General features: G+C 58.9%; 15 protein-coding genes. 4 read left to right on the top strand and 11 right to left on the bottom strand.

Features of this window, described 5'->3' with window-relative positions; all coding sequences use genetic code 11:
• Positions 1 to 48: 48 nt before the first annotated feature.
• On the top strand, positions 49 to 1,458 hold the full coding sequence (gene mapR, locus NTD81_RS07595) for a GntR family transcriptional regulator MpaR (RefSeq protein WP_262181155.1): 1,410 nt from the start codon (positions 49 to 51) through the stop codon (positions 1,456 to 1,458).
• A gap of 61 nt (positions 1,459 to 1,519) precedes the next feature.
• On the opposite strand, the gene NTD81_RS07590 is transcribed toward mapR, so the two are convergent.
• The 7 genes from NTD81_RS07590 to NTD81_RS07560 all read right to left on the bottom strand — a co-directional run bounded on the left by NTD81_RS07590 (position 1,520) and on the right by NTD81_RS07560 (position 8,922).
• Entirely contained in the window at positions 1,520 to 2,929 is a 1,410-nt protein-coding gene (locus NTD81_RS07590; protein WP_410017122.1) for an amino acid permease, read from the bottom strand.
• A gap of 337 nt (positions 2,930 to 3,266) precedes the next feature.
• Positions 3,267 to 4,352: a 4-hydroxyphenylpyruvate dioxygenase gene (gene hppD, locus NTD81_RS07585; RefSeq protein WP_262181151.1), complete on the bottom strand. Its 1,086-nt coding sequence runs from the start codon at positions 4,350 to 4,352 to the stop codon at positions 3,267 to 3,269.
• A 272-nt stretch (positions 4,353 to 4,624) separates the two neighbouring features.
• Positions 4,625 to 6,403, bottom strand: coding sequence for an ABC transporter ATP-binding protein (locus NTD81_RS07580; RefSeq protein WP_262181148.1), 1,779 nt, complete (start codon positions 6,401 to 6,403; stop codon positions 4,625 to 4,627).
• Complete coding sequence (locus NTD81_RS07575; protein ID WP_262181147.1) at positions 6,396 to 7,028, bottom strand: DsbA family protein; 633 nt, start codon at positions 7,026 to 7,028, stop codon at positions 6,396 to 6,398. Before NTD81_RS07575 ends, NTD81_RS07580 begins: the two co-directional genes overlap by 8 nt.
• 2 nt (positions 7,029 to 7,030) lie before the next feature.
• Positions 7,031 to 7,969, bottom strand: coding sequence for a rhodanese-related sulfurtransferase (locus NTD81_RS07570; protein WP_262181145.1), 939 nt, complete (start codon positions 7,967 to 7,969; stop codon positions 7,031 to 7,033).
• A 153-nt stretch (positions 7,970 to 8,122) separates the two neighbouring features.
• On the bottom strand, positions 8,123 to 8,416 hold the full coding sequence (locus tag NTD81_RS07565; protein WP_262181144.1) for a BolA family protein: 294 nt from the start codon (positions 8,414 to 8,416) through the stop codon (positions 8,123 to 8,125).
• An 11-nt stretch (positions 8,417 to 8,427) separates the two neighbouring features.
• The gene (locus tag NTD81_RS07560; protein WP_262181141.1) at positions 8,428 to 8,922 is read right to left on the bottom strand and encodes a DUF2059 domain-containing protein; all 495 of its coding nucleotides are present in this window, start codon (positions 8,920 to 8,922) and stop codon (positions 8,428 to 8,430) included.
• Positions 8,923 to 9,164: 242 nt separating this feature from the next.
• On the opposite strand from NTD81_RS07560, the gene NTD81_RS07555 reads away from it, so the two are divergent.
• From NTD81_RS07555 to NTD81_RS07545, 3 genes are all read left to right on the top strand, one after another.
• A complete protein-coding gene (locus tag NTD81_RS07555) occupies positions 9,165 to 10,169 on the top strand; it encodes a DUF2804 domain-containing protein (protein WP_262181138.1) in 1,005 nt (334 codons plus the stop codon).
• 107 nt (positions 10,170 to 10,276) lie between these two features.
• Entirely contained in the window at positions 10,277 to 11,665 is a 1,389-nt protein-coding gene (locus NTD81_RS07550; protein WP_262181136.1) for a class II fumarate hydratase, read from the top strand.
• Positions 11,662 to 12,282, top strand: a complete 621-nt coding sequence (locus NTD81_RS07545; protein WP_262181134.1) for an NAD(P)H-dependent oxidoreductase — start codon at positions 11,662 to 11,664, stop codon at positions 12,280 to 12,282. The genes NTD81_RS07550 and NTD81_RS07545 overlap by 4 nt, the downstream gene beginning before the upstream one ends.
• 11 nt (positions 12,283 to 12,293) lie before the next feature.
• On the opposite strand, the gene NTD81_RS07540 is transcribed toward NTD81_RS07545, so the two are convergent.
• The 4 genes from NTD81_RS07540 to NTD81_RS07525 all read right to left on the bottom strand — a co-directional run bounded on the left by NTD81_RS07540 (position 12,294) and on the right by NTD81_RS07525 (position 16,185).
• Positions 12,294 to 13,475 carry a thiolase family protein gene (locus NTD81_RS07540; RefSeq protein WP_262181131.1) on the bottom strand — a complete coding sequence of 394 codons (1,182 nt, stop codon included), beginning with the start codon at positions 13,473 to 13,475 and terminating at the stop codon, positions 12,294 to 12,296.
• Positions 13,476 to 13,596: 121 nt separating this feature from the next.
• Positions 13,597 to 15,084, bottom strand: coding sequence for a polyphosphate:AMP phosphotransferase (gene pap, locus NTD81_RS07535; RefSeq protein ID WP_262181129.1), 1,488 nt, complete (start codon positions 15,082 to 15,084; stop codon positions 13,597 to 13,599).
• 69 nt (positions 15,085 to 15,153) lie between these two features.
• Positions 15,154 to 15,462 carry a class I SAM-dependent methyltransferase gene (locus tag NTD81_RS07530; RefSeq protein ID WP_262181126.1) on the bottom strand — a complete coding sequence of 103 codons (309 nt, stop codon included), beginning with the start codon at positions 15,460 to 15,462 and terminating at the stop codon, positions 15,154 to 15,156.
• A gap of 288 nt (positions 15,463 to 15,750) precedes the next feature.
• On the bottom strand, positions 15,751 to 16,185 hold the full coding sequence (locus NTD81_RS07525) for a DoxX family protein (protein ID WP_262181124.1): 435 nt from the start codon (positions 16,183 to 16,185) through the stop codon (positions 15,751 to 15,753).
• Between the last annotated feature and the right edge of the window lie 111 nt (positions 16,186 to 16,296).

Genomic DNA, 16,296 nt, shown 5'->3' with positions numbered 1-16,296 from the left:
TCAGTACAGTACCCGGCTTCTGCAAGCACGGTGGTCAACCAGGACAAGATGAAACGCTATGAAAAGTTTGCCGATGAAATCGCCGAACTGATCCGCACCGGCGTACTGGCCGCCGGTGAGCGCGTGCCTTCGGTACGCCATGCCAGCCGTACTTACGGGGTCAGCCCGTCGACGGTGTTCCAGGCTTATTACCTGCTGGAAAGCCGTGGCCTGATCGTGGCCCGGGCGCGCTCCGGCTATTTTGTCCGCGAGCATGCGCAACAGCCGCTGCCGGAACCCAGCATCAGTGGCCAGCAGGCGCGCACCAGCGATGTCGACGTCAGCGAGCTGGTGTTCTCCGTCCTAAGCTCGTTGAAAGATCCCAACACCGTGCCCTTTGGTTCGGCCTTCCCCAGCCCGGAGCTGTTCCCCCTGCCGCGCCTGGCCCGCTCCATGGCGCAAAGCGTGCGCGACATGGCGCCACAGGCGGTGATCGCCGACATGACCGAGGGCAACCCGACCCTGCGCCGGCAAATTGCCCTGCGCTATATGGTCAGCGGCGTGATGCTGCCCATGGAAGAGTTGGTGATTACCAATGGCGCGATGGAAGCGCTCAATCTGTGCCTGCAATGCGTGACCGAGCCGGGCGACCTGGTCGCCATCGAGGCGCCGGCGTTTTACGCCTGCTTGCAGGTGCTCGAGCGGCTCAAGCTCAAGGCCGTGGAGATCCCCGTCCACCCGCGCGAAGGCATCGACCTGGACAGCCTGGCCGACAGCCTCAAACGTCTGCCGATCAAGGCCTGCTGGTTTATGAGCAGCCTGCAAAACCCTATTGGCGCCAGCATGAGCGAGGCGAAAAAACAGGCGCTGTACCAGTTGCTCAAACAGCATCAACTGCCATTGATTGAAGACGACGTGTACGCCGAGCTGTATTACGGCAACCAACCACCCAAACCAGTGAAAAGCTTTGATGCAGACGGCTTAGTGATGCACTGCGGCTCGTTCTCCAAGTGCTTGGCACCGGGCTATCGGGTGGGCTGGGTGGCGGCCGGACGCTACAGCGAGAAGATCACCCGCCTCAAGCTGATGACCACCATCTCGCCCTCGGTGCCAGCCCAAGCGGCACTGGCCGATTACCTGCAACACGGTGGCTATGACCGGCACCTGCGCAAGCTGCGCCATGAACTGGAGGCACAACAAGCCTCCATGCTCGCCTCGGCCGCCCGCCACTTCCCGGCCAACACCAAGGTGACGCGGCCCCATGGCGGTTACTTTCTGTGGTTTGAATTCCCCGCGCAGGTCGATTCGCTGCAGCTGTTCCAGCTCGCCTTAGCGCAAGGGATCAGCCTGGCGCCAGGGCCGATCTTCTCGGCCACCCGGCGTTTTAACAACTGCGCGCGGCTCAACTCCGGTCACCCATGGACGGCGCAGAGCGAACAGGCCATGGCCGTGCTGGGGCGCATTCTTAGCTCGTTTTAACCCGCCCAGAAACCACAACGCCGCGCTTAATAGCGCGGCGTTGTGGGTGGCTGCTGGAGGTCTACTCAGCTTGGCCCTGCAGCGCTTTGCGCTGGCTGGCCGCTTGCTTGAAGTAGTGGCAAACCCAGAGCAGCACGAGCCATACCGGGATGGCGTACACCGACAGCTGAATGCCCGGGATCATCAGCATCACCACCAAGATAAAGGCGACAAAGGCCAGAGTCAGGTAGTTGCTGAACGGATACCACAGCGCCTTGAACTGGCTCTCATGACCCTTGGCCTGCATGGCCTTGCGGAACTTGATGTGGGCCAGGCTGATCATCGCCCAGTTGATCACCAACGCGGCCACCACCAGCGACATCAACAGCTCCAGAGCTGAGGCTGGCGCCAGGTAGTTGACCACCACACAGAGCAAGGTGACCAACGCCGACATCGCAATCGCCACCACCGGCACGCCACGCTTGTTGACCTTAAGCAGCGTTTTGGGCGCATCGCCCTGCTCGGCCAGACCAAAGAGCATGCGGCTGTTGCAGTACACGCAGCTGTTGTAAACCGACAGCGCGGCAGTCAGCACCACAAAGTTGAGGATATTGGCTGCCGTGTCGCTACCGAGCAGCGAGAAGATCTGCACGAACGGGCTGCTGCCGTAGGAGTCACCACCGGCGGTGAGGGTCTGTACCAGGCTGTCCCAAGGGTACAGCGAGAGCAGCACGGTCAAGGCGCCGATATAGAAGATCAGGATGCGGTAGACCACTTGGTTGATCGCCTTAGGGATCACCACCTTGGGCTGATCCGCTTCGGCAGCAGTAATACCGACCAACTCCAGGCCGCCAAAGCTGAACATGATGATCGCCATGACCATCACCAAGCCCTGGATGCCATGGGGGAAGAAGCCACCGTGGTCCCACAGGTTGCTGAACTTAGCCTGCTCGCCGCCATGGCCGCTAAACAACAGATAGCAGCCCAGACCGATCATGCCGATAATCGCCACCACCTTGATAATGGCGAACCAGAACTCGGCCTCACCAAAGGCTTTGACGTTAACCAGGTTGATCGCATTGATCAGCACGAAGAACACCACCGCCGTCACCCACGTCGGGATCTCCGGGTCCCAGTACTGGATGTATTTACCGACTGCCGTCAGTTCCGCCATGCCGACCAAAACGTACAGCACCCAGTAGTTCCAGCCCGACATAAAGCCGGCAAACGGCCCCCAGTAGCGGTGGGCAAAGTGGCTGAAGGAGCCGGCCACGGGCTCCTCAACAATCATCTCGCCGAGCTGGCGCATGATCAAAAAGGCAATGAAGCCGCCGATGGCATAACCCAAAATCATCGACGGCCCGGCGCTTTCCAAAACTCCAGCCGAGCCCAGGAACAAACCGGTACCAATCGCCCCACCGAGGGCAATCAATTGAATATGGCGATTTTTTAAGCCGCGCTTCAGCGCGCCAGTATGCAGCGGTTCAGACATCAGCTAAGGCTCCGAAACGAGCTGGGCGATGGAGGGAAAGTGACATGGGGACACCTGTTTAACTTGGCGTGACAAAAACAAACCCGCCCCACCAAGGTGCAGCGGAATGAACAGCGGCGCTAGGCCAGGGAATAAGCGATGCAATCGGCATCAGGTCACGCAAACGCCGGGCAGTATATACAGCCTTGCCGATTCGCGCCCGACCCACGCGCTACAGAGCATGGCCAGGATAATCCTGACCGCCCCGGCAGAAGCTCTAACGCAGGCTTATCGATGCCACTGAGAGAGCCGTATAGCCTGAGCACCACCGCGCTGGCGATCAGGCCTGGGCAACGGCTTAAGGCTTATCCGCGAGCACGCCACGGAGGATCTGATCTTCCTCAATGGACTCGAACAGGGCCTTGAAATTACCCTCGCCGAAGCCCTGATTACCCTTGCGCTGGATAATCTCGAAGAAAATTGGCCCGATCACGGTTTGGGTAAAGATCTGCAACAGGATGCCGTCATCACTTGGCGCGCCGTCGAGCAGGATGCTCAGCTCACGCAGCACTTCGGTGGGCTCGCCATGGCCGGGCACGCGGCTATCGAGCTTGTCGTAGTAAGTGCCTGGGGTCGGCAGAAAGTCCACGCCATTGGCCCGCAGCTGGCGCACGGTGGCGTAGATATCCTCGGTGCTCAAGGCAATGTGCTGGATGCCTTCGCCGTGATAGTCGCGGATAAATTCTTCGATTTGCGACTGATCGTCGGCCGACTCGTTGATCGGGATTCGGATCTTGCCGCACGGCGCGGTCATCGCCCGCGACACCAACCCGGTGAGCTTACCCTCGATGTCGAAGTAGCGAATCTCGCGGAAGTTGGCGATGCGCTCGTAAAAGCCCGACCACAGATCCATCTGCCCGCGGCGCACGTTGTGGGTCAGATGATCCAGGCTGAGCAGGCCGACGCTGTGATCCTTGGCGCTGCGCCCGGGGATAAACTCAAAGTCGACGTCATAGATGCTCTGCTCGCCGTAGCGGTCGACCAGATACAGCAGCGAGCCGCCGATACCTTCCACGCAGGGAATATTCAACTCCCCAAAGTTAGCGTGGCTGCCCACCAACGTGGCGCCCTGCTGCTGTACATAGGCCGCCGCTTGCGCTGCATTGTCCACCCGAAAAGCCATGGCACAAGCGCTGGGTCCGTGCTTGAGGGCAAATTCGCGTACATGGCCGCTGGGGCTGCCGTTCAGGACAAAATTGATATCGTTTTGCTGGAACAGCCACACCTGCTTGGAACGATGCTTGGCCGTTTCGGTAAAGCCCATGGCGACAAACAGCTGACGCAACTGCTCGATGCCTTGCGGGGTGGGCGCGGTGTATTCGACGAACTCAAAGCCGTCGGTACCAATAGGATTCGGGTTGTTTAACTGCTGCACGGCGTTCATCGGGCCTCCTGCTTATTGTTGTGGCTAAGGCCATCTCAGCCCAGCGTCGCCGCCACCACAACCAGCCCTGCCCTGGCTAAATCCACCCTCAGCCCCTGTAGTTGGCAGCTTTAGCTGACAACTCAGGCTAGCCCATACAACTGGCGTGAATTTCGTAAATAATTCGTTACAGCGCGGTCTGTTTAGTTGCCAGATGCTCAACCACGGACCGCACTCAAGCCCTCGCGCAATAACCCATTGCCGGCCGCCCAAAGCGCTGCCGGCGGCGCGATTTATTGCTGCAAATGCCCGTACAGCTTGGCGTACAGGCCGCCCTCGGCAATCAGCTGCTGGTGATCACCGTCTTCGGCCACCGTCCCGCCATCGAACACCAGCACCCGGTCGGCCTGCTTCACCGCAGACAGGCGATGGGCGATGATCAGCGTGGTGCGGCCCTGGAGAAACTTATTCAGGGCCTTATGCAGGGCGTACTCGGTGGCGGCGTCCAAAGCCGAAGTGGCTTCATCGAGGATCACCACCTTAGGTTCGGCCAGAATCATCCGGGCGATGGCCAAGCGTTGCCGCTGCCCGCCGGATAAACGCACGCCCGAACGGCCGACAATGCTGTCCAAACCCTGCGGCAAGGCCTTGATGGTGTCGGCCAACTGGGCAATCTGCAGCGCCTGCCAGCAGGCTTCATCCGTGCGCTCACGCCCCAGGCACAGGTTGGCGCGCACGCTGTCGTTGAACAACGCCGGATGCTGCAACACCACGGCCACGTGCTCGCGGATAGTGTCCAAGCCGATCTGCTTCTGTTTTACCCCGGCAAAGCGAATGGTGCCGCCTTGCGCGGTGTACAGGCCGAGCAGCAACTGCACCAGGGTACTTTTGCCGCCGCCGCTGGCCCCGACAATCGCCACCTTCTCACCTGGGGCAATGCTTAGGTTCAGGCCGTTCAACACCGGCTCTTCTGCATAAGCGAAGGTCAGGCCGCTGATCTCAATGCCCACGGTGGTTTTGCCGGCAAACGGATCAACCTGGCCCATATACTGCGGTTCGTCATGGCGCGCCAACAGCTCGTTAATCCGGGTCAATGCGCCGCCAGCGGCGTAGTAGGAATATTGCAGGCTGAGCAGTTGCTCGACCGGGCCGATCATAAACCACAGGTAACTGAACACCGCGAGCATCTGCCCGATCGACAGATCGGAGAACAGCACAGTGAGCATGGCGGCGGCGCGAAACACATCAATGCCGAACTGGAACAACAAGCCACTGGCGCGCCCCGACGCATCGCTCTTCCACTGCGAGGCCACCGCGTAGTTGCGCACCTCTTTGGCGCTATCAGCCAAACGCCCGAGGAAATATCCCTGGCGGTTGCCGGCGCGGATTTCCTGGATTGCCTCCAGGGTTTCGGTCAGTGCTTGAGTAAAGCGCGAGGTGCTGTCGTTCTCGAGTTTTTTCAGGTGTTTGACGCGCTTGCCCAACTGCACCGTGGCGTAGATCACCAAGGGGTTGAACAGCAGAATCAGCATGGCCAGTTGCCAATGCATCCAGATCAAAATGGCCGAGGTGCCAGCCAGAGTCAGCATCGCGACCAGGAAGCGGCTTAAGGTTTCACCGACGAATTTGTCGATGGTGTCCAGATCCGTGACCAAATGGGTGGTCACCGTGCCGCTGCCAAGGCTTTCATACTCACTGAGGGAGATGCGCTTAAGCCGGGCAATCAAACGCACCCGGATGCGGTACACGATGTCCTTCGACAGCCGCGCAAACAGACGTGCTTGCAACACGTTGAAGATCAACGCCGCGCCGCGTAACAGCAGGGTTAGCAACAGAATCAGGCCGATGTAACCCACCGCCGATTGCCACTGGCTGGGCAAAAAGTTATCCATCACGTGCAGCGCTGCGTCGCCGTCTTTGAGCAACACCTCATCGACCAGTAATGGCAGCAGCAACGGGATCGGCACACTGCACAGGGTCGCCAGTACCGCCACCCAGTTGGCCCAGAACAGGGCCTTTTTATGCCGCAGGGCCAGCCTGCGAATTTCCGCCCACGTCAGCCGATCAGGCATTCGCCACCCGCTCCAACCACCGTGCCAGCAGTGGCTGTAAAGCTTGCAGCGGCTGATAGCCGTTGGTTAACAGGGCCAGCTGGCCATCGCGCTCGGCGAGCAAGGTGGGGAAACCGGCGATACCGAGATCCTGCACCCAGCTAAAGTCCGCCGCAGTGGCACTGCGCAAGGCGGCGCTGTCGAAGGCCTCGGCAAATTCACTACGGGCAATCCCGGCCTGCTCAGCCAAATCGGCCAGCACATTGGCGCGGCTGACATCCAGGCCTTGCTGATAGAAGCCCTGCTGAATCTGCTTGATCAACGGCCAGACCAGCTCGAGGTCCAGGCTGCGCGCCGTGACCAGCGCGCGACACGCCGGCTCAGTGTCATAGGCAAAGCCCGCAGGCAAACCCAACTCGTAGTTGAAGCTTTGCCCGGTGGCCTGCTGCACCGCACGCCAGTAGCCGAGATAACGCTCGCGCGCGGCGGCATCAACTGCCTGGGTGTCGCGGCGCAAACCGCCGGCCACCACATGCAGGCCTACGCCGGCAGCCGCTGCTTGCTGGGCGAGGGACTCAAGCACCGGGGCAAAGCCCCAGCACCACGAACACAACGGGTCCATCACGTACAGCAAGCGTGCCTGCATGATTAAGCCTCGCGCGATTGGCGGTGGTTATAGCCCAGCGGATGGGGTTGTTGACGGGCCTTGGCCAGCTCGATTTGACGCTGCCGCTCACGGGCACCCGCGCGGGTTTTCTCCGGTAGCGAGTCCCAGCAGTGCGGGCAACTGACGCCAGGGCTGTAGAACTCGGACTGGCGATCCTCTACCGACACCGGGGTGCGACAGGCGTGGCATTGATCATAGTCACCTTCGCTCAAGTCGTGGCGCACGGTCACACGGTTATCGAAGACGAAACAGTCGCCCTGCCACTTGCTCTGCTCTTGCGGCACTTCTTCCAAGTACTTGAGGATGCCGCCTTTGAGGTGGAACACCTCGCTAAAGCCTTCGCCAAGCATGTAGCTGGAGGCTTTCTCGCAGCGGATGCCACCGGTGCAGAACATCGCCACTTTCTTGTGCTTGGCTGGGTCGAAGTGGGCCTTGATGTAATCGGGGAACTCGCGAAACGACTTGGTTTTAGGATCGATGGCGCCTTCAAAGGTGCCAATCGACACTTCATAGTCGTTGCGGGTGTCGATCAGCAGCACTTCCGGGTCGCTGATCAGGGTGTTCCAGTCCTTGGGCTCGACATAGGTGCCGACCACTCGGTTAGGGTCCACAGTGGGCACGCCTAAGGTCACGATCTCTTTCTTCAGCTTGACCTTGGTGCGGTAGAACGGCTGCTCGTCACAATAGGATTCTTTGTGATCGATATCAGCCAAGCGCAGATCCGCGCCGAACCAGGCCAACAAGCCGTCAATCCCGGCGCGGCTGCCGGAGACAGTACCGTTGATGCCTTCTTCCGCCAGCAGCAAGGTGCCTTTGATGCCATTGTCCTGCATGCATTGCAGCAGAGGCTCGCGCAGCGCTTCGTAATCCGGCAGGGAGACGAATTTATACAGCGCGGCGACGACGATTTTTTCACTCATGGACATGTCCTTCAGTAGTCACCCTCGTAAAGGGCGGACTGGGCAATAAAACGCAGCGGCCCGAGGTGGTTTCACCTCAGGCCGGCGGCGCATTTTACGGGGGTTCAGCGTTTTGGTGTAGGGGCCATTGATCCGTGCGCTAGGCGCCGCAGCTTAGTGGCCACCACGACAGGTCGGCGAAGCAGGCGCGACGCCCTGCTCCTGCCACTCTTGCGGGGTGTAGGTATGCAGCGCCAGGGCATGCACCTGGGGCATGAAGTCAGCCAAGACGGCATAGACTTTCTGGTGCCGTTTAACCGGATTGAGACCGGCAAACTGCTCACTGACGATCACCGCCTTGTAATGGGTTTCCAGGCCACGGCTGTGCAGGTGGCTTTCATCCAATACTTCGAGGTGTTGCGCTTGCAGGTCGGCCAAGGCCGCCTGCAGTACATCGAGCTTGCTCATGCTGGACTCACTTAAGGCTTTTTCGGGCTCAGCTTGCTGGTCATTTCGCTGAGCAGCTGGTTGACCTTAGGCACTGCGCTTTCCAGACGCGCCTGGGTCAACTGGGCGGAACGACCCGTCAGTTCGGGCATTTTTTCCAAGACTTTTTTGCCCAAAGGCGATTCGTAGAAACTGATCAGGTCTTGCATTTCCTGCTCGGTGAAGCTGGTGGTGTAAAGCTTGACCAGATCCGGCTTGAGCTTGTCCCAGGCCACCGCCTGGTCGAGCGCCGTATTCGCCTTGGCCTGATAGGTTTCCAGCACGGCCTTGTCAGTGGCTTTGGTTTCAGCAAAACGCTGGGCAAACATCTGCTGCACTTGGGCGTAAACCGGCACAGTGAGCTTGTCGGCGCGCACCACTAAGAGGAATTTCTCCGCGTCGGCGGCGTGGCTCTTGGCATCTGCCAAAACTTGAGCACTGGCGCAGGCCAGTAGTAGTGCAGCGCAAAAAGCAGGTAACCGTGGCATGGACAACTCCAATGGAAAGATTCAGTTAAGGCTGACAGCAACGCCGGCATTTTGTGCCCAGCCAGTGCCAGACTCAAGCCAGACTGCCATGACAATTGCGTATTAGTACCCGGATTCGCCTAATGCTAATGGCAAAATACCACTGGGCGAGTATTATAAATGACAGGACAATCGAACAAATTGTTCGGTTTTTACTTACACCGCTGATCGTCAGCCCTGCGGCCGCCACATGGACGTGATGAATGACCTGCCCTGTCCACACTACTAGCCCTACAACCCTCTGCGACAGCCGCGGCCAGTTGAATCCCGAGGCAGTCGGATCATCCGCTGGCGCCATGATCAACTGCGCCATTCCCGGACATTTCGGACGCCGCAAGCGCTGGAATCATTGGTGTATTACCACGCCCAATTGGTCGATGGCGGCCAGCCAAGCCGACTTTGACTACATCGGTTACGCCTCCGTGCATTTCGTCGATTTAATTGGCGGTCAGACGGCCATGTTCGACGAATACCGCCTGTTTGCCCGCGAATGCCATCTTCCGGATGAGCCGCAGCAAGGCCATGAGTTCAACCATGCCAACCTGCAACTGCGCGTTACCGAACAAGCTGGCCGCACCGGTTTAAGCATTAATGCTGCCGATGCCACTGGCCTGCCCCTGCAAGCCGTGCTCGACTTCCAGCGCCCAGCCCATCTGGATGGCGCCAACCTGGTGGTGCCAATCGACCAGCATAATTTCCATGCCGCCAGCCGTCAGTTAGGCCTGCCCTGCACTGGCAGTGTGCAGCTGGGCGACAAGATTTATCCCTGCACCCCCGGGAAAAGCTTTGCCTCGCAAGACTTCGGGCGTGGCGTGTGGCCATTTAACAGCCGCTGGACTCGCGCCGTATTCGCCGCTCCCGGCGGTATCGCCGGACACTTTGGCAACGGCTGGGCGGAACAAAGCGGTCACTCGGAGAACAACCTGTGGTTTGGCGGCAGCCTGCACAGCGTCGACAGCCCCATCGAAATCGCTGAGGTACAGCACAACCTGTTTCTGCCGCGGCAGATCGCCAGCGCCGATGGGCAAGTGCAACTGAACTTTACCCCGCTACAACACCATGTCCTTAAGCGCCGCTTCGGGATTTTTTACGTCGACTCGCAGCAGTGGTTCGGTCACTACGACGGCTTGCTGCGCAACGCTGAAGGCGAGCGCGTGCCCGTGCGCAAAGCCAGCGGCTGGCTGGCCGAAACGCAAACCCGCTGGTAGATCGGGCCCCTGAGGGAACCTCTGCCCTAGCCTGACGACTTACCTTGTAGTGGTCGGCGTTTCACGCCGCCGGCTAGGCATCTAAGTCCCGCTAGCAGGAGAGTTGCATGAGCCGCATTGAAAGCGACAGCTTAGGCCCCATCGAAGTCCCGGCAACAGCCTATTGGGGCGCGCAAACGCAGCGTTCCCTGATCAACTTTGAAATCGGCCAAGAGCGCATGCCCTTGCCGCTGATTCATGCCCTGGCCCTGATCAAAAAAGCCGCCGCACGGGTTAACCAGCGCATCGGTGATCTGCCCGCCGACATCGCCCGCTTGATCGAACAAGCCGCCAATGAAGTGCTCAGCGGCCAGCATGATGAGCAATTCCCCCTAGTGGTGTGGCAAACCGGTAGCGGTACGCAAAGCAACATGAACGTCAATGAAGTGATCGCCGGCCGCGCCAATGAACTGGCCGGCAAAGGCATTGGCGGCAAGGCCCCGGTGCACCCCAATGATCACGTCAACCGCGCGCAAAGCTCCAACGACAGCTTCCCCACCGCCATGCATATCGCTGCGGCCCAGGCCATCCAGCAACAACTGCTGCCGGCCCTGCGCGAGCTGCGCAGTGGTCTGCAAGAGCAGTCTGAGCGTTATGCCAAACAGCTAAAAACCGGGCGCACCCACCTGATGGACGCCACGCCCATGACCTTCGGCCAAGAGCTGTCCGCCTATGTGGCTCAGCTGGGGTATGCCGAGCGTGCCATCCACGCGGCCCTGCCCGCCGTCTATGAGCTGGCCCAAGGCGGCACCGCCGTAGGCACCGGGCTTAATTCACCGCAGGGTTTTGCCGAGGCGATTGCCGCTGAGCTGGCCGCGTTGAGCGGCTTACCCCTAGTCAGTGCGCCAAATAAATTTGCCGCCTTAGCAGGTCATGAACCGCTGGTATCGCTGTCCGGTGCCCTGAAAACCCTGGCCGTCGCCCTGATGAAAATCGCCAACGACCTGCGCCTGCTCGGCTCCGGCCCCCGGGCGGGTTTTGCCGAGGTACGCCTGCCGGCCAACGAGCCGGGCAGCTCGATCATGCCCGGCAAGGTCAATCCGACCCAGTGCGAGGCGCTGTCCATGCTCGCCTGCCAAGTGATAGGTAACGACAGCACCATCACCCTCGCCGCCAGCCAAGGCCATTTGCAGCTCAACGTGTTTAAGCCGGTGCTGATTCACAACCTGCTGCAATCGATTCGCTTGCTTGCCGATGGCTGCCATAACTTCCAGGTGCACTGCGTGGCCGGGTTGCAAGCCGACGGCGCACGCATGGCTGAGCATTTAGAACGCGGCCTGATGCTGGTCACAGCCCTGAACCCGCATATTGGCTACGACAAAGCCGCACAGATCGCCAAGCAGGCTTATCAAAACGGCAGCACTTTGCGCGAAGCGGCGTTGAGTCTGGGTTATCTGAGCAATGAGCAGTTCGATGCCTGGGTGCGTCCCGAACTGATGCTTGAGGCCGGTCAGTGACGGCCACGGGCAAGAGCGGCGCCACGCCGCTGGAAGGCGATGGCAAACGCATCCTGCTGATTATCGGCACGCCCAAATCCAGCGGCTTTTGCCATGCCTTAGCCAGCGCCTATGCCCAAGGCGCGCGCAGCCAGGGCCATGTGGTCCGCGAGATCAAGCTGCACGCGTTAAGTTTTGATCCGGTGCTGCACGAGGGCTACCAAAGCAATCAGGCCTTGGAGCCAGACCTGTTAGAGGCGCAACGGCTGATCCATTGGGCCGAGCATTTAGTGCTGGTCTACCCGGTTTGGTGGGGTGGCCTTCCGGCGCTCTTCAAAGGCTTTTTTGAGCGCATTCTGCAGCCCGGCTTTGCCTTTAAATACCGCAACGATCAGCGCCAGTGGGACAAGCTGCTCAGCGGACGCAGCGCTGATTTACTGGTCACTCTGGACACCCCAGCGTGGTACTTTCGCTGGGTGTATGGCGCTCCTGCGCATCGGCAAATGCGCCATACCATCTTGGCTTTTTGCGGGATCAAAACCCGCAAACTCGAACACTTCAGCCCGCTGCGCAGTGCCACCGAAAGCCAGCGGCAAAGTTGGTTGCAACGAGCTGAAGCGTTGGGCAAACGAGCCTGAGACGCGCCCTCTTAGTAGCGCTCAAACAAACCGGTAGCGCCCATGCCGCCACCCACGCACATGGTGACGATGCCGTACCGCAGCTGCTGGCGCTTGAGTTCACGCAGCAAATGGCCAACCTGACGCGAGCCAGTCATGCCAAAGGGGTGGCCGATGGAGATCGAGCCGCCGTTGACGTTGTACTTGGCGTTGTCGATGCCTAAGCGATCACGGCTGTACAGGCACTGCGAAGCAAAGGCTTCGTTAAGCTCCCAGAGGTCAATGTCGTCGATCTTCAGGCCCTTGGCTTTGAGCAATTTCGGCACCGAGAACACCGGACCAATGCCCATTTCATCCGGCTCACAACCGGCCACAGTAAAGCCACGGAACACCGCCAGCGGAGTCAGGCCCAGCTCGATGGCTTTATCCAAGCTCATCAGCAGGGTCATCGAAGCGCCATCGGACAGTTGCGAGGCGTTACCGGCAGTCACCGAGCCGTCTTGGGCAAAGACGGGTTTCAGCGCAGCCAGACTGGCCAAGGTGGTGTCGGCACGGTTGCAATCATCCCGATCAACGATGCCGTCATGGATGCTCTTGGCGCCACTGGCTTTATCTTCCACTTCATAGCGCACGGCCATCGGCACGATTTCATCAGCAAACAGCCCTTCTGCCTGGGCACGGGCGGTACGCTGTTGGCTCTGCAGAGCGTAGGCGTCCTGGGCTTCGCGGCTGACCTGATAACGTCGGGCGACCACCTCGGCAGTCTGGCCCATGGGGTAGTAAATACCCGGCACATTGCTTTGCAGCACGGGGTTGAACAGGTGATCGCTGTTGACGCTTTTCAGGGTCATGGTGATCGACTCGACACCACCGGCGACGATCACGTCGCTGCAACCGCTGGCAATCTGGTTGGCGGCAATGGCGATAGCCTGCAGGCCCGAGGAGCAATAACGGTTGAGGGTCATGCCCGAGACATGGGTGCCCAAGCGCGACAGCACCGCCACGTTGCGGCCAATGTTCATGCCCTGGGCGCCTTCGTTGGAGCCGGCACCCACCACACAATCATCCACCAGCAGGGGATCAATGCCCGTGCGATCCAGCAGCGCATTGACGCAGTGCGCCGCCATATCGTCAGGGCGGGTTAGATTGAACTTGCCACGAAATGACTTGGCCAAGCCGGTCCTTACACTGTCAACGATCACCACATCGCGCATGCCACACCTCATTCTTATGGGTTGTTAGGCGGGCGAGAATAAGTCATGGCAATTGCAGCAGGCGATGATCATTCAGCAGCTGTATGCGTCACCATGACGTGACGGACACTTGCTGTGAGCGCTAGTCCTTAGCGAATGCGGCCTCCAAGGCATCATTGATGGTGCGCAGCACCTTGATCCGGGCAAAGCGCTTGTCATTGGCCTCAACCAAGGTCCAGGGCGCGATTTCCGTGCTGGTGCGATCGACCATATCCCCCACTGCTTCGCGGTATTGCGGCCACTTCTCGCGGTTTCGCCAATCTTCTTCGGTGATTTTGAAGCGCTTAAAGGGGATCTTCTCCCGTTCTTTAAAGCGCTTAAGCTGGGTTTTCTGATCAATCGACAACCAGAACTTGACCAGGACAATGCCTGATTCGCTCAGCTGCTCTTCGAAGTCATTGATCTCGCCATAGGCGCGCAGCCAATCGGCCGGGCTGCAAAAGCCTTCCACCCGCTCCACCAACACCCGGCCATACCAAGAGCGGTCAAACAGAGTGAATTTGCCGCGCGCCGGAATATGCCGCCAGAAGCGCCACAAATAGGGCTGCACGCGCTCTTCATCAGTCGGTGCGGCCACTGGCACGATGCGGTACTGGCGTGGGTCCAACGCCCCGATCACGCGGCGAATCGCCCCGCCCTTACCCGCCGCATCGTTGCCCTCAAATACCGCGACCAGAGCATGCTTACGCATGCGCTTATCGCGCATCAGGCTGGATAACCGCGCCTGTTCCTGCGTCAGCTGCTGCTGGTAGTAATCCTTGGACAATGCTTGGCTCATATCCAGACTGTCGAGCAAGCTGCGCTGGTCAAGGTTGGCAATCAAAGGCGCGGCATGGGGCTGGGGTTGTGGTTTGGTATTGAGTTGCAAGGCCGCCTGCAGGCCATCGAGCAAGGTGCGCGCCACGGTCAGGCTGCGGTAGTTGGGGTCTACGCCCTCCACCACATACCAGGGCGCATAGTCGCGACTGGTACGGCGCAGTACCCGCTCACCGACTTTGATGAACTTGTCGTAGGTTTTTGATTGCTGCCAATCCAGCGGGCTCAGACGCCAACTGTGCAACGGGTCATCGCGCAGCGACTTGAGGCGCGCCTTCATTTGCGGTTTGGACAAATGAAACCAGAACTTGAAGATCAACACCCCTTCATCACTCAGCATGCGCTCTAAGGACAAAGTGTCGTCGATGTATTGATCTAACTGGGCATCTTTAAACAGGCCATGCACGCGGCCCTGAAACATCTGGCTATACCAGTTCCCAAAGAAGATCGCTGTGCGTCCTTTAGCTGGCAGTTGCCGCCAATAACGCCACGCCGGTGGCCGGGATAACTCTTCATCGGTTTGCTGATCGAACGTGTCGACCTGAATCAGCCGCGCATCCATCCATTCATTTAACAGCTTGATGGTTTCGCCTTTGCCGGCGCCCTCAATACCATTAATCAGGATTAACACTGCCAGCTTGCCCTGCTCTTTGAGCTGGTATTGCGCGGCAAGTAACGCCTCGCGCAGTTCTGGCAATTGTTTTTCGAAGGTGTCTTTATCGATGCTGCGGCCGATTTCGGCGGATTCAAACATAGCCAACTCCCGAACAATATCCGCAGAGACTAGCGGATCAGTCAGGGCTTTGGCTAAGCCTTTGCCGATTTAGCGGCGGGTGATTAAACCCTGTTTGGCCACGCGCACCAATTGCTTAATCGTCTCATTCAGTTGCTCGGCGCTAGGCGCAGGAATCACCGCCATATCAAATTGATTATTGGCAAAGCGCTGCAACGACTCACCCTCGCGAACGAAGTTGATCAGGAAGTTACGCGGCCCGGCCCAGCGTTTAGGCCAGCCATCCAAGTAGCGCAGCAGTGTTGGCTGATGGCTGCCGGCGAGAAGAATTTTAGGATTGCGCAGAGTCAGGCCCGAAGTGATGGGGGCTAAACGAATTAGGGGTTGTGCAACCAACATCGATAGGTCTCCGCCTCGTTATATCCGCTGGGCAGCGGTGAGAGGCGACACCGAACCAGCGCTTTAGCGGTATTTCGAAGCCTGAGAACGCTCATCAGTGCTTCTTAGAGTGAGCCTTAGGCCTACACTCGGCGCCCCGCAAGTAGCTGTTTAAATCGGCGCTTAGGTGGGCATCCTAGTGAGCGCCCTAGATGCTGTCAAGGCAACCTGCCCCTGCACACAGCCGCTTTAGGCCGCCCCTAGAACGCACAAAGCCCACCAAAGGTGGGCTTTGTCAGCAACTCACAATCAACGGCTGATGCGTTGATCCAGCGAGAACTTACCAGCGCCATCGATCAACAGGGCGATGCTCACCACCAGCAAGGTCAGAGCATATTCATAACCGTTGTTAGTGATAAACAGACCGTTAGCCAAGTGCACCGAGAAAATCGCTACCAACATCGAGAAGCCCAGTACCACCGACGCTGGGCGTACCAGCAAACCGAGAATCAAGGCCAAACCACCGAAGAACTCAGCACCGCCTGCCAACACGGCCATCACATAGCCGGGTGTCAAACCGATGCTTTCCATCCATTGCGCCACACCTTGCAAACCATAACCACCAAACCAGCCAAACAATTTTTGTGAACCGTGAGCCACAAAGATGATGCCGGTGACAATACGCAGCACCGTGATGCCCAAACCCGCATGGGTGGCGGTAATAGATTTGATCAGTGAAGTCATTTTTAGCAGTCCTTTACGAGGGGGGTAGTTGTTGGGCGCCTAAATTAAACCAATTTCTAGATATTAAAATCCATTGCCATCATTTTTGAGTATCAATCAAATTGATAGGTA

It is taken from the genome of Pseudomonas sp. 5P_3.1_Bac2 (genome assembly GCF_025465995.1).
Lineage (GTDB): Bacteria > Pseudomonadota > Gammaproteobacteria > Pseudomonadales > Pseudomonadaceae > Aquipseudomonas.
Note: the sequence above shows the minus strand (reverse complement) of the source record. Positions and strands in the feature narration are given on the sequence as shown.